Consider the following 20062-nt stretch of genomic DNA (forward strand, 5'->3'; position numbering starts at 1 on the left):
CGAGGCGAGGACTCGTACTACCATGCGAACACCACTCGCGAGCCGTCTTATGCGGCAGAAGGGGCGCGGCATGGACGCGATCGCCAGCATCGAAGAAACCGCGGAAACCCGGGCAAGCAAGCCGAAAAAGGGGCCGCTGGTCTATCGGCAGAACCGCTGGACGCGGCTGACCCACTGGGTCTGGGCCCTTGCCTTGTTCTTCCTGCTGCTCAGTGGTCTGCAGATCTTCAACGCGCGGCCGCAGCTCTACATCGGCAAGGAGTCGGGTTTCAGCTACAACAACACGATCCTGAGGATCGGTGCAGAAGACACCGATCGCGGCCCACGCGGCTTCACCGAGATTTTTGGCTACCGTCTCGATACCACAGGCGTTCTCGGCTGGTCGGGACCGGCCGGCAACGAAAGCGCCCGTGCCTTTCCATCCTGGGCAACCATCCCATCCTACTACGATCTCGGCACCGCTCGCGTGGTCCACTTCTTCTTTGCATGGATGTTGAGTGCGACATTGCTCATCTGGCTGCTCGCAGGCCTGCTCAACGGACACATTCGACGTGATCTTGCTCCCCGTCTGACTGACATCCGCGATCTTCCCCGAGACATTGCCGACCATGTGCGTCTGCGTTTCCATCACACTGGCCGCTACAACACGCTGCAGAAACTTGCCTACGGCGGTGTGCTGTTCGTGCTGCTGCCGCTGATGATCCTGACCGGGCTTGCCATGTCGCCCAGCATGAATGCGGTTCTGCCCTTCCTCAACGAACTGTTTGGCGGACGCCAAACGGCACGAACCATCCATTTCACGGTCATGGTGCTGCTCGTGCTGTTCTTTCTGGTTCACATGCTGATGATCCTCGCGGCAGGGCCCATCAACGAGTTGAGATCGATCGTCACCGGCTGGTACCGAACCGATCCACCCGGCAGCGGAACAGATGCGACCGGACGGAGTGAGTAAGATGGCCAAATTCCAGATCAGCCGCCGCAAATTCCTGACCGCCGCCGGCCTCGGCGTTTCCGGTATCGCGCTCTCCGGCTGCGATGCCTTTGACAGTCAACTCGGCGTGGGTGGTGGCCTGCGCAACATTCTGGAAGGCGCGAACGACCTGACCTACCGGGCACAACGCCTGTTGGCCGGACGGGATCGCTTCGCCCCGGAATTCACCGAAGCGGATATCCGCCAGCCGATGCGCCCGAATGGCATTACCGCTCCCGACGACGACGGCTACAAGAACCTGCTCGGCAGCAACTTCGCGGACTGGCGCCTTGAAATCACTGGCCTGGTCGAGAAACCGCTGTCGCTGACACGCGAACAGCTGATCGCCATGCCGAGCCGCACGCAGATCACGCGTCACGATTGTGTCGAGGGTTGGAGCTGCATCGCCAAATGGACGGGAACCCCGCTCTCGCTGGTGCTCGACCAGGCCGTGGTGAAGCCGCAGGCGCGCTATGTGATGTTCCATTGCCTCGATACGATCGACCGCAATCTCTCAGGCGACATCAAATATTATGGTTCGATCGACCTGATCGATGCGCGCCATCCACAGACCATTCTGGCCTATGGCCTCAACGGCAAGCCGCTGCCGGTAGAGAACGGCGCCCCGCTGCGTGTACGCGTCGAACGCCAGCTCGGCTACAAGATGCCCAAATACATCCAGCGCATCGAACTCGTTGATACCTTCGCGAATTTTGGCGGTGGCCGCGGCGGCTACTGGGAAGACGTTGGCTACGACTGGTACGGCGGCATCTAGCAACCGCTCTTATCGCGCAGGCAACAAAAAAGCGGGGTAGAACCCCGCTTCCTCGTCCGTCGAAAATCACCGCCGGTCCATCCGCGGTCGATGAAATCGTTCGACACCCGTCTTATAGGCACTCAATACAACAACTACGTGACAGGCTGGCGCGATCTTCGACCGATTTTGGTTAAGCAATCGTTATTTCAAAAGCGCCAGATGCCGGATTTTCGGGTCAAACGCTCGCGCGCTCGATCCGGCACTGGTAGCAATTGTTGCGAGCCGAGCGCATGTGCAAATAGGCGACGTCGTCACGTTCCAGCAGCGTTCCTGCCCGCTCGGCAATCTCCTGCGTTGGCACCACCGCGCCGGTGCCGTAGACAATACGGTCGTCAGCGCTATACCCGCGCACGATGTAATCCTTGCTATCCATGAACAGCTCAGGAACTGCGCTAACTTCCTCCGCACGTTCGCATGCCTCGGCGTGCAGGAAGATCGGTCCGGTCTCGGCATAAGGTTGCAATTCCGGGAACGGCCGGTAAGCGAGGATCAGGTATCCCTCGCCCGCCGCAACATTTCGAAGACAATGCCGGCACGGCACACCGTCACCATCCGAGATTCTACGTTCCGGTGTATGGCCATAGGCGTCGGGTCCGCCCTCCTGCAGCGCTCGCACGGATTCGGTCGGCAAAGCCTTGAACAGCACGGTCATGGGTTCGGTTCTCCGGTTTCTCGAACCGCAACTTTATGACCGTGGTCGGTGGTCTCCCACCCGAATCCTGCCTCCCCTTGTGCGGGGGCGAGCCGCAGTTTTAGCGAATGAAATCGTCGAAGCGGCGCAGCGTTACGCGGCGATTGCGCCAGTTCTCGTTCTCGGTCGGCACCAGCAGGAATTCCTCGCCATAGCCAACCGTCTCAAGAGCATAGCCCGGCACGCCGAATTCGCGCACCAGCGTCCGCTTCAGCGAAGAAGCGCGCTGTTCAGACAATGCCTGATTGGAAGCAAACGAGCCAACGGCGTCGGTGTGACCTTCGATCAGCACACGCGCATCGGGATCACGACGCAGGGTGCGGCGCAAACCATCGGCGATGATCTCGACTTTGCGATATTGCGATGGATCGATCGAAGCCGATCCGAAGGCGAAGTTGATCGACTGGATGTCGATGGAAGGCGCCATACGCCGCAGGTCGGGGCGGCGCTTGAACTCGCGAATGGTGACACGCTCGTCGGGACGCAGCTTCATGCGCGGTGCTGCCTCCAGCTTGCGTTCGATCTGCGCGGCAGATGGCGTCTGCGCCTGTGCGAAGGCAAAACCGGGCAACGCAATCGAAGCGATCAGCGCGGCGGCGACGGTACGGCGGGAAATCATGTTAGGCTCCTGGGAAGGCTATGTGGCCGGATCGATGTTGCCCGCACCATGGCAGAGCCAAGCTGAAGCCGGAATGAACGCGCTGTTCAGCAGCGCTCAGCGCATGACACTGGCCGACCGTTCGACAAAGGACATCGGCCGCACGATTTCCTTCTTCTGCGCCACAGGCTTGAAACCAAGCTTCTGGTAAAGCGGCAGAGCGGCAGGATGGTCGAGCGTGCAGGTTTGCACGGTGATCCGCTTCGGCCCATGCGACCAGCAGGCCTCGATGGCAGCACCCAGGAACCAGCGGCCGATGCCCTGCCCGGTCGCATGCTCCATCATGCCGAAATAGGCCAGCTCAGCCTCCCCGGGCAGATGCGGCTTGACGTCGAAGAAACCCGCCGGCGCGCCGTCAAGATAGAGCACGCGGATATCGCGGTCCTCCCGATGCAGACCGGCAGCCAGCTCATCGTCGTCGAGCTTGAGCACATTGACCCACTGCCATTTGCGCCCGACGCGGTCCTGCAGATAGCGGTAGAAATGCAGCGGGATCATTCGCGTCTTCAAAAGCGCGATCTGCCGGTTGTAAGGCAATGGCGGGTAGTAGGCCGGCGGCACGTCCATCTCGAGGAAGGTCACCGTGACGTCGATCTGCTGCTGGTCGTCGGCACTCATTCGCTTAGCGGCCCTTGCCCGTTTCCACCGGCGTGTCAGGCAGCCCGCCCCATTCCGTCCAGGAACCGTCATAGAGCCGGTTGTCGGTATGACCGAGGGTTTCCAGTGCCAGCGTGATGACGGCCGCAGTGACGCCGGAGCCGCATGATGTGACGACCGGCTTCGACAGGTCGATGCCGGTCTGCTCGACAACCTCGCGCAATTTCGACTTGGGCAGCAGAACGCCGTTTTCCGACAGCGCGCCATACGGCAAATTGTGAGCGCCGGGCATGTGGCCGGGGCGTACCCCGGCACGCGGCTCCGGCTCGGCGCCGGCAAAGCGACCCGGCGAGCGAGCGTCCGCGATCTGGCTTTCCCCGCTCGCAACCACGCGGCGCATGTCCTCAAGCGAGGCCACTCGGGACGCGTCGAAATCGGCATGGAAAATGCCGGGTGCAATCTTGGTCGGCTCGGCGGTTACCGGACGCCCGTCAGCCTTCCAGCGATCGAAGCCACCGTCCAGGATGTAGGTCTGGAATACCCCCATCACACGGAACATCCACCACGCGCGCGGCGCCGAGAAAAAACCAGGCCCATCATAGACGACAATGGTGTCGTCGGCCGAAATGCCCATCGTCCCGACATATTGTGCGAAGTCGCGTGGCGTGGCCAAGGTGTGCGGCAGCGGCGAGTCCCGGTCGGAAACAGCGTCGTGATCGAGGAAGACGGCACCCGGAATATGCGCGGCATCATATTCGCCACGCGCATCGCGCTTCTGTGCCGGCAGATACCAAGAAGCGTCGACGATCGACAGGCCCGGCTGGCCGAGCCGCTGTTCCAACCAGTCCGCGTCGACTGTAAAGGGGCTGTCTTCGGCCATGCTCTTTCTCCCAGCTGTCTGTGACCCGACCGATCAGGCGGTCGGCAAAGGCCCGAACCGAATACGAAAACGCCGGTTCTCGCGGCCCTTCTTTTCGATCTTGCCGATATGAATCTCGCCGACTTCGGCTGTACGGGCAACGTGGGTGCCACCGCAAGGCTGACTGTCCACGGAGGCATTCTCGCCGATCAGCACGAGGCGGATACGGCCGGTGCCGCTCGGCGGACGCACATTCTTGGACTTCACCAGGCCCGGATTGGCGGCCAGCTGTTCGTCGGTGATCCATTCGATGGAGATTGGATGGTCCGCACGCACCAGTTCCATAAGCTTCGCCGTGACTTCTTCCTTGGAATAACCGGTCTCGGGAATATCCAGGTCGACACGGGAATCGTTTTCGGCAACCGCCGCACCGGTGATGGGAAATGGGCACACGACACTGAGCAGATGGCAGGCGGCGTGCATGCGCATGAGCAGATGACGGCGCTCCCAGTCGATCACGGCTTTCAGCGTCTCACCGACAACCGGAACCGGCTGGTCCGGCGCCGGGACATGAATGATCTCGTCCTTGGTTTCGCCCGTCACCGTGGCAGCGATTGCAATCCGGCCGCCACCCGTCCGTTCGAAATAGCCTGTGTCGCCCGGCTGGCCGCCGGACGTCGCATAAAAAACGGTGCGGTCGAGGATGATGCCGCCGCGATCGTTGACGGACACCACGGTCGCTTCCAATTCCTTCAGATAGGAATCGTCGCGGAACACCGCCTCGGTCTTGAAGGCCATCACGCCACCTGCTCGAACGGCACAGGAATGGTGCTTGCCGCCTCCATCCAGTCCGGTGTCGGCAGATTCTTGCTGCGCAGGAATTCCGGATTGAACAGCTTCGACTGGTAGCGCGTGCCGTAGTCGCACAGGATGGTCACGATCGTATGACCCGGTCCCAACTCGCGAGCAAGACGAATGGCGCCCGCAATGTTGATGCCGGTCGAACCGCCGACGCACAGTCCTTCTTCCTGGATAAGATCGAAGACGATCGGCAATGCCTCCTCATCCGGAATCTGGAACGAGAAATCCGGCGTGAATCCTTCGAGATTGGCGGTGATGCGCCCCTGTCCGATTCCTTCTGTGATCGAACTGCCTTCGGCCTTCAGCTCGCCGTTCGTGTAGAAAGAAAACAGCGACGCGCCCAACGGATCGGCCAGCGCAATCTTGACGTCACTGCTCTTGCCTTTGAGACCCGCAGCCACTCCGGCCAGCGTGCCGCCGGAGCCGACGGCGGAAACGAAGCCGTGAACCTTGCCTCCGGTCTGCGCCCAGATCTCTTGCGCAGTGGTGTGGATATGACCGTCACGATTGGCGACATTGTCGAACTGATTGGCCCAGATCGCCCCATTCGGCTCGCTTTTCGCCATTTGTTCGGCAAGGCGGCCGGACAGTTTCACATAATTGTTGGGATTCTTGTACGGAACCGCCGGAACCTCGATCAGCTCCGCGCCGAGGAGCCGGATGGTATCCTTCTTCTCCTGGCTCTGCGTGTCAGGGATCACGATGACCGTGCGATAACCCAGCGCCTTCGCGACCAGCGTGAGCCCGATGCCGGTGTTGCCTGCCGTTCCCTCGACGATGACGCCGCCCGGTTTCAAAAGACCACGCCGTTCGGCATCACGGATGATGAAGAGGCCGGCGCGATCCTTGACCGATTGGCCCGGGTTCATGAACTCGGCTTTGCCCAATATCTCGCAGCCGGTCTCTTCCGAGGCGCGGTTGAGGCGGATCAACGGCGTATTGCCGATAGCGTCGATCACCGAACGGTGCATGAGGAATCCTTCTCGTGTCTGCGGAGAACCCTAGAAACGCTAGGCTGCCGTTTCAAGGCTCGAATTGGCCTGGACCAGTTGCATCTGCTGTTGCAACTTCGCTCGGCAACAGAAAATATCAGTTCAAACTAAAATAACGGGCATCCAAGAACATGCTTTCCTTTCGACTTCTGCACGGCTAGATGACCCATTGAAAGAGCTTTCGGGACACTGAATGACACTCTATCGGGCCAGCCCGAAAGACGGCGTTGCCTGGATCACCGGGGGCAGTTCCGGCATCGGCAGGGAACTCGCGAAAGAACTGGCGGCGAAAGGCTTCATCGTGGCGGTAACCGCCCGCGAAGAAGACCACATCGGCATGCTGATCGCCGAGACCGCTTCCCTGCCCGGCAGGGTCGTTGCTTTTCCGTGTGATGTCACCGACGAAATTGGCATGGCCGGCACGGTCGTCGCCATCGAGGCTGACCTCGGCCCTATCGCGCTCGCCATCTTCAACGCGGGCAGCTACACGCAAGTCGCCGGCGACAATCTGTCGGTGCGCAAGTTCCGCCGCACCTTCGACGTCAACGTCATGGGCATTGTGCACGGGCTTGTGCCGGCGGTGAAATTCATGCGCAAGCACGGCCGCGGTCATATCGTCATGGTCGGCTCGATCAGTGCCTATTTCGGCTGGCCGACGACAGCCGCCTATGGCGCGACAAAGGCTGCCATCAATGTCATGGCACAATCCCTGAAGTTCGACCTCGACAAGCTGAACATCCGCGTCCAGGTGATGAACCCCGGCTTCATCGACACGCCGATGACGCAGAAGAATGGCGTTCGCCTGCCTGCGGTGATCTCTTCAGCCTGCGCCGCCGACAGGATGATGCGTGGCATCGAGACAGGCGGTTTCGAAATCACCTTCCCACGCCGTTTCACGCTGTGGCTGAAGGTGCTCGGCATGCTGCCGCATCCGCTCCGCCATTGGTTCCTCAACCGGATGACAGGATGGGGCGACAAGCCATTAAGTTTTGGCCGTAAGCCGCGCCAGCCCATCTAGAGCCTTCCCTAACGGTTTTCCGTCGGAGATTGCGTCAAGCAAAGAGTTGAGGCGTTTCGTGTTCCGGTGAAAGACGGAAACGTGCCGATGCACAGTGCAAGCTGCGGCACACCCCGTTGCCTGTCGCCGGCCGCCACCATAATTTGCGCGATCAGTCTGGAGTTTGTCATGAGGCGCCGTATCGCGGTGATGTTCCTGGGTTTGATCCTTCTGATCGTCCTGGCGGCTCTGTTGGGGCCGCGCGTAACGGTCGATACCAAAGTCCGCTTCGACCCTTCGAAGATCGGTGACGATCCCCAGTCCTACCTCGCTCGCGAGGAGGCCAGGGTGCCCAACATCCGCGATGGCCTGGAGAAGGAGATCGTCTGGGCCAACCCGATGATTCACGCCAGAACGCCGCTCGCCGTGGTCTATATCCATGGCTTCTCCGCCTCCAAGGAGGAAACCCGTCCGCTGGCCGACAAGGTGGCGGAGGAACTCGACGCCAACCTGTTCTACACACGCCTGACAGGTCACGGCCAGGACGGTGCGGCAATGGCCGAAGGCAATGTCAACGCCTGGATCAACGACTATGAAGAAGCGCTCGCCATCGGCCGGGCGATCGGCGACAAGGTGATCGTCATCGCCATGTCGACAGGCGCATCGCTTGCCACCTGGGAGGCGAGCCAGCCGGATGCTTCGAAGGATGTCATCGGCATGGCGCTGATTTCGCCGAACTACGGCGTACGGGCTTCCGGTGCCGAAATGCTGCTGTGGCCGTGGGGCAAGCAGCTGGCGGCGCTGATCATCGGCAAGGAACGTTCGTTCGTGCCGCGCAATGCCCTGCAGGAAAAGTACTGGACCTGGCGCTACCCGACGACGGCATTGCTGCCGATGGCCGCCCTGACCGACCTCGCCTATCGCGCGCCGGTGGGAGGTGCCAGGGTGCCCGCGCTTTTCATCTTTTCAAACGATGACAAGGTGGTGCGACCGGAGCGAACCCGAGAAATCGCTTCGCGCTGGGGTGCGCTGCACGAGGAAGTGCCCATCGACAACAGCGGCGATCCCGACAATCACATCATAGCCGGCAATGTGGTGTCGCCTGCCACGACCGATTTCATCGCACAGCGCATCGTCGTCTGGGTAAAGGCCCTGATGGACGACAATCCGCCCGCCATGCATCCGGGTGGAGCGCCGACCAAGGCCGACGCTCCGAAGCAGTGAGATCGCGACGCCTCAGATGGCGGCGGTGATGATGATCTCGACCAGGAACTGCGGGCCGGCCAGCTTGGCCTCGCCGGTGGCGCGGGCAGGCGTGTTGCCCTGCGGCACCCAGGCGTCCCATTCCTTGTTCATTTCAGCGAAGGTGCTCATGTCGGAGAGCCAGATGATCGCCTGCAGGATCTTGGTCTTGTCGGTGCCGGCCTTGGCGAGCAAGGCGTCGACGGTCGCCAGGATATCCTTGGTCTGCTCGCCGACGGTCTTGCCTTCGCCAACCTGGCCGGCGAGATAGGCTGTGTTGCCGTGGATGACCACTTGGCTCATGCGGGGGCCGACATCGATGCGACGAACGCTCATGGATAAGTCCTTTCCTGATTGGAAAAGCCTCTTTAGAGAGCCCCTCGCCCGTCGACAAGATCGCGCCCGCCGAATACGGCCGCAGGCGCAATCGGTCGTCGCCTGCTGCCATAGCCGTGCGCCCCTTGGCTGACCCGCTCGCGACCCAACAGCTTTTTTCGCGGCTTCTGTTGACACATGTAATAACATAACATACGACCTTGTTCATATGAACCACGGACCGTCATGAGCCAAGCTGCCCTCACCTTTCGCGACCTCACTTTGGGCTATGGCAGCCATCCGGCCGTTCATCACCTGAACGGGACGGTCCAGAGGGGTTCGCTGACCGCGGTCGTCGGCGCGAATGGCTCCGGCAAGTCCACGCTCATGAAAGGCATAGTCGGGGCGCTGCGGCCAATGGCTGGCGCTGTCGTCAAGCAGCCGGGCATCCGCATTGCCTATCTGCCGCAGCAATCGGAACTGGACCGCAGTTTTCCGGCACGCGTCGTCGACCTGGTTTCGCTTGGCCTTTGGCCACGCCGTGGCCTGCTGGCCAGGCACACCGCCGAGGATCGCGCCTCGGTGAGCAAGGCCCTGATGGCGGTAGGCCTCGAAGGATTTGAACCGCGCGCCCTGGACACTCTTTCCGGAGGCCAGTTGCAGCGCGCGCTGTTTGCCCGCGTGCTGGTCCAGGACGCCGATCTCATCCTGCTCGATGAGCCATTCAACGCCATCGACGCCAAGACGGTTGGCGACCTGATTGCCTTGATCAAGCGCTGGCACGGCGAGGATCGCACGGTGATGGTGGTCGCGCATGACCTTGAACTGGTCAGGCACAATTTCCCCGAAACGCTGCTGCTTGCGCGCCGCACGGTGGCCTGGGGCGCGACATCCGCGACGCTGAGTTCAGAAAACATGCTGCGCGCCCGTCGCTTCCATGAGGCCTGGGAAGATGACGCGCCCTGGTGCGAGCCGGACGGCCACGAGCATGCTCAAGGTGATCATGGGCATGATCACGCCCACCATGACCACGACCATCACGCCTCTGCGCCCAAACAGAAGGTGGCGTCGTGAGTTCGCTCTATGCCTTCTTCATCGCCCCCTTTGCCGACTTTGCCTTCATGCAGCGGGCCCTGGCGGGTTCGCTGATGCTGTCGCTCGGCGCCTGCCCGGTCGGCGTCTTCCTGATGCTGCGGCGTATGAGCCTGTCAGGCGATGCCATGGCGCACGCCATCCTTCCTGGCGCGGCTGCAGGGTTCCTGTTCTACGGCCTGGAAATCCTGCCGATGACCATCGGCGGACTGATCGCGGGCGTCATCGTCGCGCTCGGGGCCGGTGCGGTGTCGCGCTTTTCCATCCAGCGCGAAGATGCATCCATGGCCGCGTTCTATCTGATCTCCTTGGCCATCGGCGTGTTGATGGTCTCGATCCGTGGTTCCAGCGTCGATCTGATGCATGTGTTGTTCGGCACGGTGCTGGCGCTGAACAATGAGGCGCTTGTCCTGATTGGCGGCATTGCCGTGTTCACGCTGATAGCACTGCTCGTATTCTGGCGGGCACTCGTTGCCGAATGCCTGGATCCGTTGTTCCTGCGCTCCGTGAGCAGGCTCGGCAGCCCCGTGCATTTCATCTTCCTGGGGCTTGTGGTGCTCAACCTCGTCGGGGGCTTCCAGGCGCTTGGCACGCTGCTCTCTGTCGGTCTGATGATCCTGCCAGCCGCCGCTTCCCGCTTCTGGAGCCAGCGCGTCGGACCGATGTGCGCGCTCGCGGTCGCGATCGGCTTTGCCTCCTGCGCTTCCGGACTGCTGCTGTCTTACCATGCGGCGCTGCCCTCGGGCCCGGCCATCATCCTCTCGGCCGGCGCTGCCTACATCGTTTCCATTCTGGCTGGACCGCGCGGCGTGCTGCGCTCGCGCCTCGTCCACCATCGCCACAGAACCGCCTGACAGCGGTTTTTCGTCCGGAATTGCCTCAAAAAGGAGTTGGCTATGCTGAAATCGTTCCGTCGCGCCCTGGCAATGAGCGTTATAACATTAACAACGATCACCGCAGGCCATGCCTTTGCCGAGCCGCTGAAGGTCGTCGCCAGCTTTTCGATCATCGGTGATTTCGCTAAGAATGTCGGTGGCGATCGCGTTGATGTGACATCGCTGGTCGGCCCCGACGGCGATGCTCACGTCTACGAGCCCAGCCCGGCCGACGCCGTCTCGATGGCATCCGCCAAAGTGGTCCTCGTCAACGGCCTGCATTTCGAAGGCTTCCTGCAGCGACTTGTCGAGGCAAGTGCCAGCAAGGCAGCGATCGTTGAACTGACAAAGGGCATCACACCGATCGACTTCAAACCGGAATTTGCCGAGGCCGAAGCAGCCGAGGGCGGTCATGAGGGCCACAACCACGGCTCGACCGATCCGCATGCATTCCAGTCGGTGGTGAACGCAAAGGTGTACGTCAAGAACATCGCCGACGCCTTCTGCAACGCCGACAGCACCGGCTGCGACACCTACAAGGCCAACGCCGCCGCCTATACCGAAAAGCTCGATGCGCTGGACAAGGACGTGCGCGAGGCGATTGCCGCCATTCCCCAGGAAAAACGCATCGTGATCACCTCGCATGATGCCTTCGGCTATTTCGAACATGAATACGGACTGACCTTCCTGGCACCGCAAGGCCTGTCCACCGAAGCCGAGCCGTCGGCGGCCGACGTCGCCAAGCTGGTCGAACAGGTGAAGCAGGACAAGGCGGCAGCGATCTTTGTCGAAAACATCAGCAATCCGCGGCTGATCGAACAGATTTCTGTCGAAACCGGCGTCAAGGTCGGTGGCACGCTCTATTCGGACGCCTTGTCGAAGGCGGATGGTCCGGCTGCGACCTACATCGACCTGATGCGCAACAACATCAAGCAGATCAAGGGAGCGATCCTCGGCAGCTGAGGAACAACCACAGCGCAGGTCTGACTTCGACTTCCCGGCGGAAGGCGATCCCTTCCGCCTATTTTTGGCAGCCATATGTTATTAAATAACGTTACAGGAGAATTCCATGAAACACCTCTTGGCAGCGGCTTCGCTCACTGCACTTGCTGTGAGCATGGCCACGACCTCCTCCTTCGCCGAGGAAAAGACCGCATGGCGCCTGTTTGTCTCGGATCATGCCGAACCGGTCATCAACGTCGTCGATGCCCTCACCGGCAATAAGATCGATACCTTGCCGCTGAAAGGACCGGCCTCGCTGTACCGCAGCAACAGCGGTCGCACTGTGTTCGCCGTGCAAGGCAAGGCTGATACGGTCTCCGCCGTCGCCACCGGCATCGCTTTCGAAGACCATGGCGATCACGGCGACATTGAAATCTCCGCGCCGAAACTGACCGGCACGGAGATCACCGGAACGAAGCCATCGCATTTCGTCGAACATGGCGGCGATTTCGCTCTGTTCTTCGATGGCGAGGGCGTCACCCGCATCCTCGACGAGAAGACAGCGCTCGAAGGTGGGACGAGCACACGCGAGGCGAAGACCGAGGCACCGCATCACGGCGTTGCCGCAGCCTATGGCGACTACGTGCTGCTGTCGGAACCGAACAAGGAAAAGCCGGATGAACTCCCGGTCGGCATCCGCGTCGTCGACCGCGCCGGCAACCAGGTCGGGGACATCCACACCTGTCCCGACCTGCATGGCGAGGCGACGTCCGGCAAGCTTCTGATCTTCGCCTGCGCCAGCGGCATCCTGCTGGTTCGCGATGCCGAGCAAGGGCCGTCAATCGAGCACATCGCCTACCCGGCCAGTCTGCCGTCCGGAAAGGCAACGACATTGCTCGGCGGCAAGGGCCTGCAGTATTTCCTCGGCAACTACGGTGCTGATCGCCTCGTGTTGATCGATCCGTCGACCAAGGACATGTTCCGGCTGGTCGATTTGCCGACGAGGCGCGTGCACTTCGCTGTGGACCCGATCCGCCCCCGCTTTGCTTACGCATTCACCGAGGACGGTCAGCTCCATCAGCTCGACATTGTCGCGGGCAGGATCGCGCAATCCGTGAAGCTGACCGACCCTTACTCGATGGACGGCCATTGGAGCGATCCGCGGCCTCGCATTGCCGTCGCGGGCGATCGCATTGTCGTGACGGACCCGCTGAAGGGCCAGCTCCATCTCGTTGACGCGACGAGCTTCGCAAAGGCGGGCGACATTCCGCTTTCGGGCAAGCCGTTCAACATCGTCGCAGCCGGCGGCTCTGGCGAAACACACGCAACCGAATAGCCTCCTCCCAAGGCTAGAGCGTTTCCGTTTTTCACGGAACCGCGGAAACGCTCCAACTCTTTGTTTTTACGCAATTCCGGACGGAAAATCGCTGCGCACTTTTCCTGGAATTGCTCTAGACACCGCGCCGCTGCCGCCTGACGAAATCGACAAAGGCGCGCAGTGGCGCGGGCACATGCCTGCGGCCGGGATAGTAGAGAAACGGGCCGGGAAAGATGGGCAACCAGTCGTCCAGCACGCTGACGAGGCGGCCAGCCTCAATATCCGTCCGAACATAGTCCTCGAATGTCGACCAGAAGCCGACGCCGTCGAGGCAGGCGCGCAGCTGCGAGGTGATGTTGCTGGACAACAGCCTTGCCTCCGGCTCGACCTTTTCAAGCACGCCGTCGCGCTCGAATTCCCACGGCAACTTCAGCCCGCTCGGAAACTGCGTACGGATGCAGGGACGCCCAAGCAGATCACGCGGCTGCAGGATCGGCGGGCCTGCGGCGATCACGGAAGGCGTCGCAACCACGACATAGCGCTGGGATGAGCCGAGCGGTACGGCGACCATGTCCTGTGCCAGGCTTTCACCCCAGCGCACGCCTGCATCGAACCCGGCCGACACGATGTCGATGAAAGCCGTTTCCGCAACAATCTCCGCCCGTATGCGGGGAAATGCACCGAGAAACGGACCGAGAAGCGGTGCAAGGACAAGATCGATCGCCGGCTGCGGAGCATTGATCCGCAGCGTTCCGCCTGGGCTATCGCTGTCTGACTGCAGATGATCGACCGCCGACGTGATGTCGGCGAGCGCCGGCGCCAGCCGTTCCAGCAGCCGTATGCCGGCTTCGGTCGGTGCAACACTGCGCGTGGTGCGATTCAGCAACCGCAGATCGAGTGCCGCCTCGAGATCGCGTATCTGCTGGCTGAGCGTCGAGGCTGACACCCCACGTTCTACCGCGGCTGCGCGGAAATTGCGGCGGCGAGCGACGGCGGCAAAAGCGGCAAGCAGATTGAGGTCGATCGGCATTGTACGAAAAACCGCACAGTCTATCTTGAAAAGGCTATCTTATCGCACAGTTCAGCATGCGCCATCTTTGCGGGCAAGCCTCGATCATCGGCTCAACGCAAAAGGAATGGCCATGCGCGAACATACTCTTGGAAAGAACGGCCCCATCGTTTCCCGCCTGGGACTTGGCTGTATGGGCATGTCGGATCTCTATGGCCCGACGGACCGGGCAGAGAGCCTGGCGACATTGCACGCAGCGCTGGATGCCGGCATCACCCTGCTCGACACCGGCGATTTTTATGGCATGGGTCACAATGAAATGCTGATCGCTGAAGCGCTCGCCACGCGCAGTGCCGGCCAAGTGGTGCTCAGCGTCAAATTCGGTGCGCAGCGCGGGCCCGATGGAGGCTGGCTTGGCTTCGACACTCGGCCCAGCGCCGTCAAGACTGCGGCCGCCTACAGCCTCAAGCGATTGAAGGTCGAGGCAATCGACGTTTATCGACCGGCGCGGCTGGACCCGAATGTACCGATCGAGGAAACGATCGGCGCCGTCGCCGACCTCGTCAAGGCAGGTTATGTCAAGCACATCGGCTTGTCGGAGATGGGTTCAGAAACCATTCGCCGCGCGGCCGCCGTGCATCCGATTGCCGACCTCCAGATTGAGTACTCCCTGCTCTCGCGTGGCATTGAGGATGGCATTCTCGACACGTGTCGCGAACTCGGCATCGGCATAACCGCCTATGGCGTCTTGTCGCGCGGCCTGATCAGCGGGCACTGGGACCGAACCAAGGTGACGGCTGGAACCGACTTCCGTAGCCATAGCCCGCGCTTCCAGGGCGATAATCTCGATCGCAACCTCAGTCTGGTCGATGCGCTGCGCCGAGTTGCGGAAACGCGCAATGCCAGCGTTGCGCAGATCGCGATTGCATGGGTGCTGGCGCAGGGTGACGATATCGCGCCGCTCGTTGGTGCCCGCCGCCGTGATCGTCTGGCGGAAGCACTTGGCGCCCTCGACCTGGTTCTTTCTGCCAGCGATATCGCGGCCATCGAAAGCGCAGCGCCCAAGGGTGCCGCAGCAGGCCAGCGCTACGCCGAACATCAGATGGCGACGCTGGACAGCGAACGGGCTGCCTAGTTCGCCCTGGCAGCGCTGGCCGGAAACATCGGCGCTGCCCCAACAGGCGAAGGTTGCAGCATCGCAAGCGGAATGGCATGACAGCGCAAACAAGCCATCCCGCCCCGGAGCAGCCCCATGAACATCCGTCAGATTTCCGAAACCTATTCCGTCTCGCCGCAGATCAGCGTCGAGGACGTCGCGGCGATCAAGGCTGCCGGGTTCAAGAGCGTGATCTGCAACCGTCCGGACAATGAGGATCCCGGCCAGCCCGACGCCGGCGAGATCAAGGCGGCGGTTGAGGCTGCAGGGCTGGAGTTTCGCTGGGTGCCGGTCATCAGCGGCCAGATGACCGAGCAGAATGTTCACGATCAGGCAGAAGCGCTGGACGCCTTGCCCGGCCCGGTTTTTGCCTATTGCCGTTCGGGTACCCGCTGCACCAACCTTTATGCTGCGGTCCAGCAGATCAGGGGCTGATATCCAAACCAGATGGTATTTGCGCCCCCAACCCGTGTGACTGCCACGGTGTAGACTTCCATCCAGACGTCTACACCCGAGTGTCTTTGCATGTTTGTCAGCGGGTGTCCGACAATGCCCTGTTCATTGCGAAGAGCACTCCGACAAAAGCGAAGACTAGGATCGCAAGGGCGACCAAGGGAAACGCGCCTATCCCAGTCCGGTCAAGCATGACACCCCCAACGACACCGCCAGCGGCAACTGCCGTGTTCCAGCCGGTGGTGTACATGGCCTGCGCCACGTCAACAGAAGTACCGGCGAAGCGAGACAAAGCTGTCTGCGTGATTGTCGCGAAACCGCCTACGGCCAGCCCCCAGACAATGACAATGGGATAGATCATCTGCGCAACGTCGCCCCATAAGTCGAGCAGCACAGCGGCGACCGCGAAGGTCAGCACACTTGCCAAAGCAAGCGATTGGAGGCGGCGATCGACAAGAGCGCCCACGACCCACAAGCCCGCGATGGACCCGAGGCCGAAAATGAACAGGACGACATCCACGTCGGCCGACAGACCGGCGGGTTGAAGTAAGGGTTCGATGTAAATGTAAAGAAGATTGTGGGCGACGACGAAGGTGAAGACCACGAACAGGACGGCGCGAATGCCGGTCGTCAGAAACACGCCGATCAGTGACTGACGCCGTTCCCTCGTCTGGCCAGGAAAATCCGGCACGACAGCGACCACCCATGCGATCAGCACCAACGATAGAATAGTCATCAAGCCGAAGGCGCCTTGCCAGCCGACGATCCGGCCGAGCAATGCTCCAATCGGAACGCCGAGCACCAGTGCAATGGCGGCGCCAGCGCCCGAGATCGCAATCGCGCGCCCACTCAAATGGGGTGGCGACATGCGGACCGCATAGCCGGCCAGCAGTGACCAGACAATGCCGCCGAAGACGCCCGCGAAGAAACGGGCCACGATTGAAATGGTATAGTCATTGGACATCGCCGTGACGAGGTTGACGACGGCGAAGCCGAAAATTGCAACGAGCAGAAGAGGACGCCGCCGCATCCCTTGCGTCAGAGACGTAACGGGAATGGCAGCAACAAGCGCGCCCACTGCATAGGCGGTGATGAACTGACCCGCCAGGCTTTCGGACACGTTCAGGCCTTGCGCGATAGAGGAAAGCAGGCCGGCTGGCATGATTTCGGTCAGAAGTGTGATGAAGGCGGCTGTCGCAAGTGCGAGCAGCCCGCCGAGTGGCAGACTTTGCGGTGACGCCGCGGGAGTATCGCGACCGGCAGCGCCCGCGTCCGATGTCGATGTCATTGAGCAAACCCTTCTGGTGTTGTGCAAGACAGCGCCCACCTCCGCATCCGCACGACCCGGGTGAAGCGGCTCGCCTTCTCCTCGTGGCAAGATAGGCGCTTCATGAATCAGGAAAAATCAGATGCAATTCCCATCACTTATGAATATTTGTCGTGTATGGCGAAAGCGATGGACCAACTCGGGGCGTTGAGCGCATTTATGGAAGCAGCGGATGCCGGAGGGTTTACCGAAGCCGGTCGCCGTCTCGGCCTATCTGCCTCTGCTGTCAGCAAGGCCGTGATGCGGCTTGAGGAACGGCTGCGCACGCGGCTTTTTCACCGCTCCACGCGCAGCATCACGCTCACCCCGGAGGGGCGTCTGTTTCTGGAACGATGCCGGCGGATCGCGGCGGAGATGGAGGCTGCGGAACTCGACCTTGCACAGCTTCACGACGCTCCACGTGGCAAGCTGAAGTTCAGTTTACCGTCGGCGGGCATGCCGTTCATGGAGCAGCTGGCAGAATTCCAGCAGCGCTATCCCGACATCGAGCTCGACATGGACTGTTCAGATCGGCTGGTGGATGTGATCGACGAGGGGTTCGACGCGGTACTGCGAACGGGCGATGGTTCAGATTCACGCCTCATGTCGCGCGTCATTGGCACCTACAGGCAGATGATCGTCGGAGCGCCCGACTATCTGGAGCGGCGCGGAACTCCCATGACGCCTGACGACCTAAGCGAGCATACCTGCATCATGTATCGATCGCTGGTCTCGGGGAAACTCCTGTCTTGGCGTGTCGTTTACAATGAAGAATCGGTCGACCTCCCTCTGTCGCCTGCAACGATCGCCAATGCACTGGAGCCGCAACTTGCCTTTGCGCGCCAAGGTGTCGGACTGGCCTGCCTGCCGGATTTCACCGTGCAGGACGACATCGACAGTGGCAAGCTGGTGGCGGTGCTCGATCGCTATCTCACGGAAAGAACCACTTTCCGCGTGCTATGGCCGTCGAGCCGCTATCTGTCCCCGAAAGTTCGCGTCTTCGTGGATTTCGTTGCCGAGAACCTGCTATCGAAGTGATGAAAGCGCAGGGTGTTCGCACTTTTTCGGGAATGTGATTGTGCAACTCTTCCCGCTTGCTTCTCCGCAATGCGGATCCGCCCCCGCGAGTGATCGGCAAAAACACGACGGCCGATGTCGGGAGGGCCGGCTCGCGGCTCTGTTGGGTCAGATCGGCAACGCGCCGGTCTCCTTCAGCGTCTCCAGCACGATCGCCGTTTTGACATGCTGCACGGATTCATGCGGCAGCAGTTCGTTGTTGACGAATTCCGACAGTGATTTCAGGTCCGGCGTGACCACTTTGAGAATATAGTCCATCTCGCCGGTCAACGCGTGCGCTTCCTGCACCTCCGGCAGCCGCTTGACCAGTTCGGCGAAGCGACGGGCATTGTCGCGATTGTGCGTGGCAAGCGTCACGGTGATCACATTGACCAGCGAGAAGCCCAGCCTGTCGCGATCGAGCACAGCCTGGTAGTTGCGGATGTAACCCTCCTCCTCCAGCCGCTGCCGCCGCCGCGAACATTGCGATGCCGAGAGGTTCACGCGTTCCGACAAATCATTGTTCGTAAGCCGCGCATCACCCTGCAAAAGAGCCAATATCTTGCGGTCGAATTGATCAATGCGCGCGATGTCAGCCATTTCAGCCTCGATTATGCATGAACTGCGCACATTATCATCCATGCAGACTTCCGAATGCAAGCACCGTGCGGGCGGCCACGCCTATACTGCCTGCAACTGGAGACAAACCGGAGGATTTGCCATGGGTCCCTTCCCGCACGACGCACCGCCCGCCACCATCAGCGAAGCCAATCCTGCCGGTACCGACGGTTTCGAATTTGTCGAGTTTGCCCATCCTGAGCCCGAGAAGCTGGCCGAGCTGTTCACGCGCATGGGTTACACCGAGGTTGCCACGCACAAGACCAGGAAGATCTCGGTCTGGCGCCAGGGCGATATCAACTACGTCCTTAACGCCGAACCTGGCTCGCACGCGATGAAATTCGTCGACGAGCACGGCCCCTGCGCGCCGTCGATGGCATGGCGCGTCGTCGATGCCCGGCATGCTTTCGAACACGCCGTTTCCAAGGGTGCCACGCCCTATGAAGGCGACGACAAGGCGCTCGATGTTCCCGCTATTGTCGGCATCGGCGGTTCGCTGCTCTATTTTGTCGAGAAATATGGCGCCAAGGGCTCGACTTATGACGCCGAATTCGACTGGGTCAGCGAGCGCAATCCGAAACCCGCTGGCGTCGGCTTCTATTTCCTCGACCACCTCACCCACAATGTCTATCGCGGCAACATGGACAAGTGGTGGGATTTCTACCGCGATCTGTTCGGTTTCAAGCAGATCCATTTCTTCGATATCGATGGCAAGATCACCGGCCTCGTCAGCCGTGCCATCACGTCGCCCTGTGGCAAGATCCGCATCCCGCTGAACGAATCCAAGGACGACACCAGCCAGATCGCCGAGTACCTGAAAAAGTACAAGGGCGAAGGTATCCAGCACATCGCAGTCGGCACCGACGACATCTATGCCGGCACCGACAGGCTCGCCGACAATGGGCTGAAGTTCATGCCTGGGCCGCCCGATACCTATTACGAGATGTCGCATGCCCGCGTGAACGGCCACGACGAGCCGATCGAAAGCATGAAGAAGCACGGCATCCTCATCGATGGCGAAGGCGTGTTGAATGGCGGCATGACCAAGATCCTGCTGCAGATCTTCTCCAAGACCGTGATCGGTCCGATCTTCTTCGAGTTCATCCAGCGCAAGGGCGATGAGGGATTTGGCGAAGGCAACTTCCGCGCCCTTTTCGAATCGATCGAGCAGGATCAGATCAAGCGCGGAGTGCTGAAGGTACAGGCTGCCGAGTAAACCGGCGGCGCCCGTTCAAAGG

Annotated in this window: 22 protein-coding genes; 12 read left to right on the forward strand and 10 right to left on the reverse strand. The window is 61.1% G+C overall.

The window, feature by feature from the left end; genetic code table 11:
* Window positions 1-70: 70 nt before the first annotated feature.
* Both AC3WTO_RS08810 and AC3WTO_RS08815 read left to right on the forward strand, forming a co-directional pair.
* On the forward strand, window positions 71-952 hold the full coding sequence (locus AC3WTO_RS08810; RefSeq protein WP_492460327.1) for a cytochrome b/b6 domain-containing protein: 882 nt from the start codon (window positions 71-73) through the stop codon (window positions 950-952).
* Window position 953: 1 nt separating this feature from the next.
* Entirely contained in the window at window positions 954-1745 is a 792-nt protein-coding gene (locus tag AC3WTO_RS08815; protein WP_492460328.1) for a molybdopterin-binding protein, read from the forward strand.
* Between the two features lie 217 nt (window positions 1746-1962).
* On the opposite strand, the gene AC3WTO_RS08820 is transcribed toward AC3WTO_RS08815, so the two are convergent.
* The 6 genes from AC3WTO_RS08820 to AC3WTO_RS08845 all read right to left on the reverse strand — a co-directional run bounded on the left by AC3WTO_RS08820 (window position 1963) and on the right by AC3WTO_RS08845 (window position 6424).
* A complete protein-coding gene (locus tag AC3WTO_RS08820) occupies window positions 1963-2439 on the reverse strand; it encodes a DUF1203 domain-containing protein (RefSeq protein ID WP_492460329.1) in 477 nt (158 codons plus the stop codon).
* Window positions 2440-2539: 100 nt separating this feature from the next.
* Complete coding sequence (locus AC3WTO_RS08825; RefSeq protein WP_129414823.1) at window positions 2540-3097, reverse strand: OmpA family protein; 558 nt, start codon at window positions 3095-3097, stop codon at window positions 2540-2542.
* Window positions 3098-3193: 96 nt separating this feature from the next.
* Window positions 3194-3754, reverse strand: coding sequence for a GNAT family N-acetyltransferase (locus AC3WTO_RS08830; protein WP_492460330.1), 561 nt, complete (start codon window positions 3752-3754; stop codon window positions 3194-3196).
* A 4-nt stretch (window positions 3755-3758) separates the two neighbouring features.
* Entirely contained in the window at window positions 3759-4613 is an 855-nt protein-coding gene (gene sseA / locus AC3WTO_RS08835; RefSeq protein ID WP_492460331.1) for a 3-mercaptopyruvate sulfurtransferase, read from the reverse strand.
* A 33-nt stretch (window positions 4614-4646) separates the two neighbouring features.
* Window positions 4647-5390, reverse strand: coding sequence for an alanyl-tRNA editing protein (locus AC3WTO_RS08840; RefSeq protein WP_492460332.1), 744 nt, complete (start codon window positions 5388-5390; stop codon window positions 4647-4649).
* A complete protein-coding gene (locus tag AC3WTO_RS08845; RefSeq protein ID WP_492460333.1) occupies window positions 5390-6424 on the reverse strand; it encodes a cysteine synthase A in 1035 nt (344 codons plus the stop codon). Before AC3WTO_RS08845 ends, AC3WTO_RS08840 begins: the two co-directional genes overlap by 1 nt.
* Window positions 6425-6638: 214 nt before the next feature.
* Between AC3WTO_RS08845 and AC3WTO_RS08850 the strand changes: the two genes are divergently transcribed.
* The gene (locus AC3WTO_RS08850) at window positions 6639-7463 is read left to right on the forward strand and encodes an SDR family NAD(P)-dependent oxidoreductase (protein ID WP_492460334.1); all 825 of its coding nucleotides are present in this window, start codon (window positions 6639-6641) and stop codon (window positions 7461-7463) included.
* A gap of 168 nt (window positions 7464-7631) precedes the next feature.
* Window positions 7632-8666, forward strand: a complete 1035-nt coding sequence (locus AC3WTO_RS08855) for an alpha/beta hydrolase (RefSeq protein WP_492460335.1) — start codon at window positions 7632-7634, stop codon at window positions 8664-8666.
* Between the two features lie 12 nt (window positions 8667-8678).
* Here the strand turns inward: AC3WTO_RS08855 and AC3WTO_RS08860 are convergent, their stop codons facing one another.
* Window positions 8679-9020: a RidA family protein gene (locus AC3WTO_RS08860; protein ID WP_492460336.1), complete on the reverse strand. Its 342-nt coding sequence runs from the start codon at window positions 9018-9020 to the stop codon at window positions 8679-8681.
* A 225-nt stretch (window positions 9021-9245) separates the two neighbouring features.
* Here AC3WTO_RS08860 and aztA point away from each other — a divergent pair, with 225 nt between their 5' ends.
* The 4 genes from aztA (at window position 9246) to aztD (ending at window position 13244) form a co-directional block, all read left to right on the forward strand.
* Window positions 9246-10073, forward strand: a complete 828-nt coding sequence (gene aztA / locus AC3WTO_RS08865) for a zinc ABC transporter ATP-binding protein AztA (protein WP_492460337.1) — start codon at window positions 9246-9248, stop codon at window positions 10071-10073.
* A complete protein-coding gene (gene aztB / locus AC3WTO_RS08870; RefSeq protein ID WP_492460339.1) occupies window positions 10070-10945 on the forward strand; it encodes a zinc ABC transporter permease AztB in 876 nt (291 codons plus the stop codon). Before aztA ends, aztB begins: the two co-directional genes overlap by 4 nt.
* Before the next feature lie 42 nt (window positions 10946-10987).
* Window positions 10988-11929 carry a zinc ABC transporter substrate-binding protein AztC gene (gene aztC / locus AC3WTO_RS08875; RefSeq protein ID WP_492460340.1) on the forward strand — a complete coding sequence of 314 codons (942 nt, stop codon included), beginning with the start codon at window positions 10988-10990 and terminating at the stop codon, window positions 11927-11929.
* A 106-nt stretch (window positions 11930-12035) separates the two neighbouring features.
* Window positions 12036-13244 (forward strand): zinc metallochaperone AztD, encoded by a 1209-nt coding sequence (gene aztD / locus AC3WTO_RS08880; RefSeq protein ID WP_492460341.1) that lies wholly within the window; start codon window positions 12036-12038, stop codon window positions 13242-13244.
* A gap of 115 nt (window positions 13245-13359) precedes the next feature.
* Here the strand turns inward: aztD and AC3WTO_RS08885 are convergent, their stop codons facing one another.
* On the reverse strand, window positions 13360-14256 hold the full coding sequence (locus AC3WTO_RS08885) for a LysR family transcriptional regulator (RefSeq protein ID WP_492460342.1): 897 nt from the start codon (window positions 14254-14256) through the stop codon (window positions 13360-13362).
* 112 nt (window positions 14257-14368) lie between these two features.
* Between AC3WTO_RS08885 and AC3WTO_RS08890 the strand changes: the two genes are divergently transcribed.
* Complete coding sequence (locus tag AC3WTO_RS08890; protein ID WP_492460343.1) at window positions 14369-15370, forward strand: aldo/keto reductase; 1002 nt, start codon at window positions 14369-14371, stop codon at window positions 15368-15370.
* Window positions 15371-15487: 117 nt separating this feature from the next.
* Complete coding sequence (locus tag AC3WTO_RS08895; RefSeq protein ID WP_492460344.1) at window positions 15488-15826, forward strand: protein tyrosine phosphatase family protein; 339 nt, start codon at window positions 15488-15490, stop codon at window positions 15824-15826.
* Window positions 15827-15923: 97 nt separating this feature from the next.
* Here AC3WTO_RS08895 and AC3WTO_RS08900 read toward each other — a convergent pair whose 3' ends face one another.
* Window positions 15924-17132, reverse strand: coding sequence for an MFS transporter (locus AC3WTO_RS08900; RefSeq protein ID WP_492460345.1), 1209 nt, complete (start codon window positions 17130-17132; stop codon window positions 15924-15926).
* 102 nt (window positions 17133-17234) lie between these two features.
* On the opposite strand from AC3WTO_RS08900, the gene AC3WTO_RS08905 reads away from it, so the two are divergent.
* Entirely contained in the window at window positions 17235-18188 is a 954-nt protein-coding gene (locus tag AC3WTO_RS08905; RefSeq protein WP_492460346.1) for a LysR family transcriptional regulator, read from the forward strand.
* A 147-nt stretch (window positions 18189-18335) separates the two neighbouring features.
* Here AC3WTO_RS08905 and AC3WTO_RS08910 read toward each other — a convergent pair whose 3' ends face one another.
* Window positions 18336-18806 carry an Lrp/AsnC family transcriptional regulator gene (locus AC3WTO_RS08910; protein WP_492460347.1) on the reverse strand — a complete coding sequence of 157 codons (471 nt, stop codon included), beginning with the start codon at window positions 18804-18806 and terminating at the stop codon, window positions 18336-18338.
* Window positions 18807-18927: 121 nt separating this feature from the next.
* Between AC3WTO_RS08910 and hppD the strand changes: the two genes are divergently transcribed.
* Window positions 18928-20040, forward strand: a complete 1113-nt coding sequence (gene hppD / locus AC3WTO_RS08915) for a 4-hydroxyphenylpyruvate dioxygenase (protein WP_492460348.1) — start codon at window positions 18928-18930, stop codon at window positions 20038-20040.
* The last annotated feature ends 22 nt before the right edge of the window (window positions 20041-20062 follow it).

The organism is Mesorhizobium sp. EU05-FHT14A09 (assembly GCF_058790995.1).

Coding starts and splice junctions, on each gene's coding strand:
- AC3WTO_RS08810 (WP_492460327.1), top strand. CDS start 71: ATGGACGCGATCGCCAGCATCGAAGAAACCGCGGAAACCCGGGCAAGC.
- AC3WTO_RS08815 (WP_492460328.1), top strand. CDS start 954: ATGGCCAAATTCCAGATCAGCCGCCGCAAATTCCTGACCGCCGCCGGC.
- AC3WTO_RS08820 (WP_492460329.1), bottom strand. CDS start 2,439: ATGACCGTGCTGTTCAAGGCTTTGCCGACCGAATCCGTGCGAGCGCTG.
- AC3WTO_RS08825 (WP_129414823.1), bottom strand. CDS start 3,097: ATGATTTCCCGCCGTACCGTCGCCGCCGCGCTGATCGCTTCGATTGCG.
- AC3WTO_RS08830 (WP_492460330.1), bottom strand. CDS start 3,754: ATGAGTGCCGACGACCAGCAGCAGATCGACGTCACGGTGACCTTCCTC.
- sseA (WP_492460331.1), bottom strand. CDS start 4,613: ATGGCCGAAGACAGCCCCTTTACAGTCGACGCGGACTGGTTGGAACAG.
- AC3WTO_RS08840 (WP_492460332.1), bottom strand. CDS start 5,390: ATGGCCTTCAAGACCGAGGCGGTGTTCCGCGACGATTCCTATCTGAAG.
- AC3WTO_RS08845 (WP_492460333.1), bottom strand. CDS start 6,424: ATGCACCGTTCGGTGATCGACGCTATCGGCAATACGCCGTTGATCCGC.
- AC3WTO_RS08850 (WP_492460334.1), top strand. CDS start 6,639: ATGACACTCTATCGGGCCAGCCCGAAAGACGGCGTTGCCTGGATCACC.
- AC3WTO_RS08855 (WP_492460335.1), top strand. CDS start 7,632: ATGAGGCGCCGTATCGCGGTGATGTTCCTGGGTTTGATCCTTCTGATC.
- AC3WTO_RS08860 (WP_492460336.1), bottom strand. CDS start 9,020: ATGAGCGTTCGTCGCATCGATGTCGGCCCCCGCATGAGCCAAGTGGTC.
- aztA (WP_492460337.1), top strand. CDS start 9,246: ATGAGCCAAGCTGCCCTCACCTTTCGCGACCTCACTTTGGGCTATGGC.
- aztC (WP_492460340.1), top strand. CDS start 10,988: ATGCTGAAATCGTTCCGTCGCGCCCTGGCAATGAGCGTTATAACATTA.
- aztD (WP_492460341.1), top strand. CDS start 12,036: ATGAAACACCTCTTGGCAGCGGCTTCGCTCACTGCACTTGCTGTGAGC.
- AC3WTO_RS08885 (WP_492460342.1), bottom strand. CDS start 14,256: ATGCCGATCGACCTCAATCTGCTTGCCGCTTTTGCCGCCGTCGCTCGC.
- AC3WTO_RS08890 (WP_492460343.1), top strand. CDS start 14,369: ATGCGCGAACATACTCTTGGAAAGAACGGCCCCATCGTTTCCCGCCTG.
- AC3WTO_RS08895 (WP_492460344.1), top strand. CDS start 15,488: ATGAACATCCGTCAGATTTCCGAAACCTATTCCGTCTCGCCGCAGATC.
- AC3WTO_RS08900 (WP_492460345.1), bottom strand. CDS start 17,132: ATGACATCGACATCGGACGCGGGCGCTGCCGGTCGCGATACTCCCGCG.
- AC3WTO_RS08905 (WP_492460346.1), top strand. CDS start 17,235: ATGAATCAGGAAAAATCAGATGCAATTCCCATCACTTATGAATATTTG.
- AC3WTO_RS08910 (WP_492460347.1), bottom strand. CDS start 18,806: ATGGCTGACATCGCGCGCATTGATCAATTCGACCGCAAGATATTGGCT.
- hppD (WP_492460348.1), top strand. CDS start 18,928: ATGGGTCCCTTCCCGCACGACGCACCGCCCGCCACCATCAGCGAAGCC.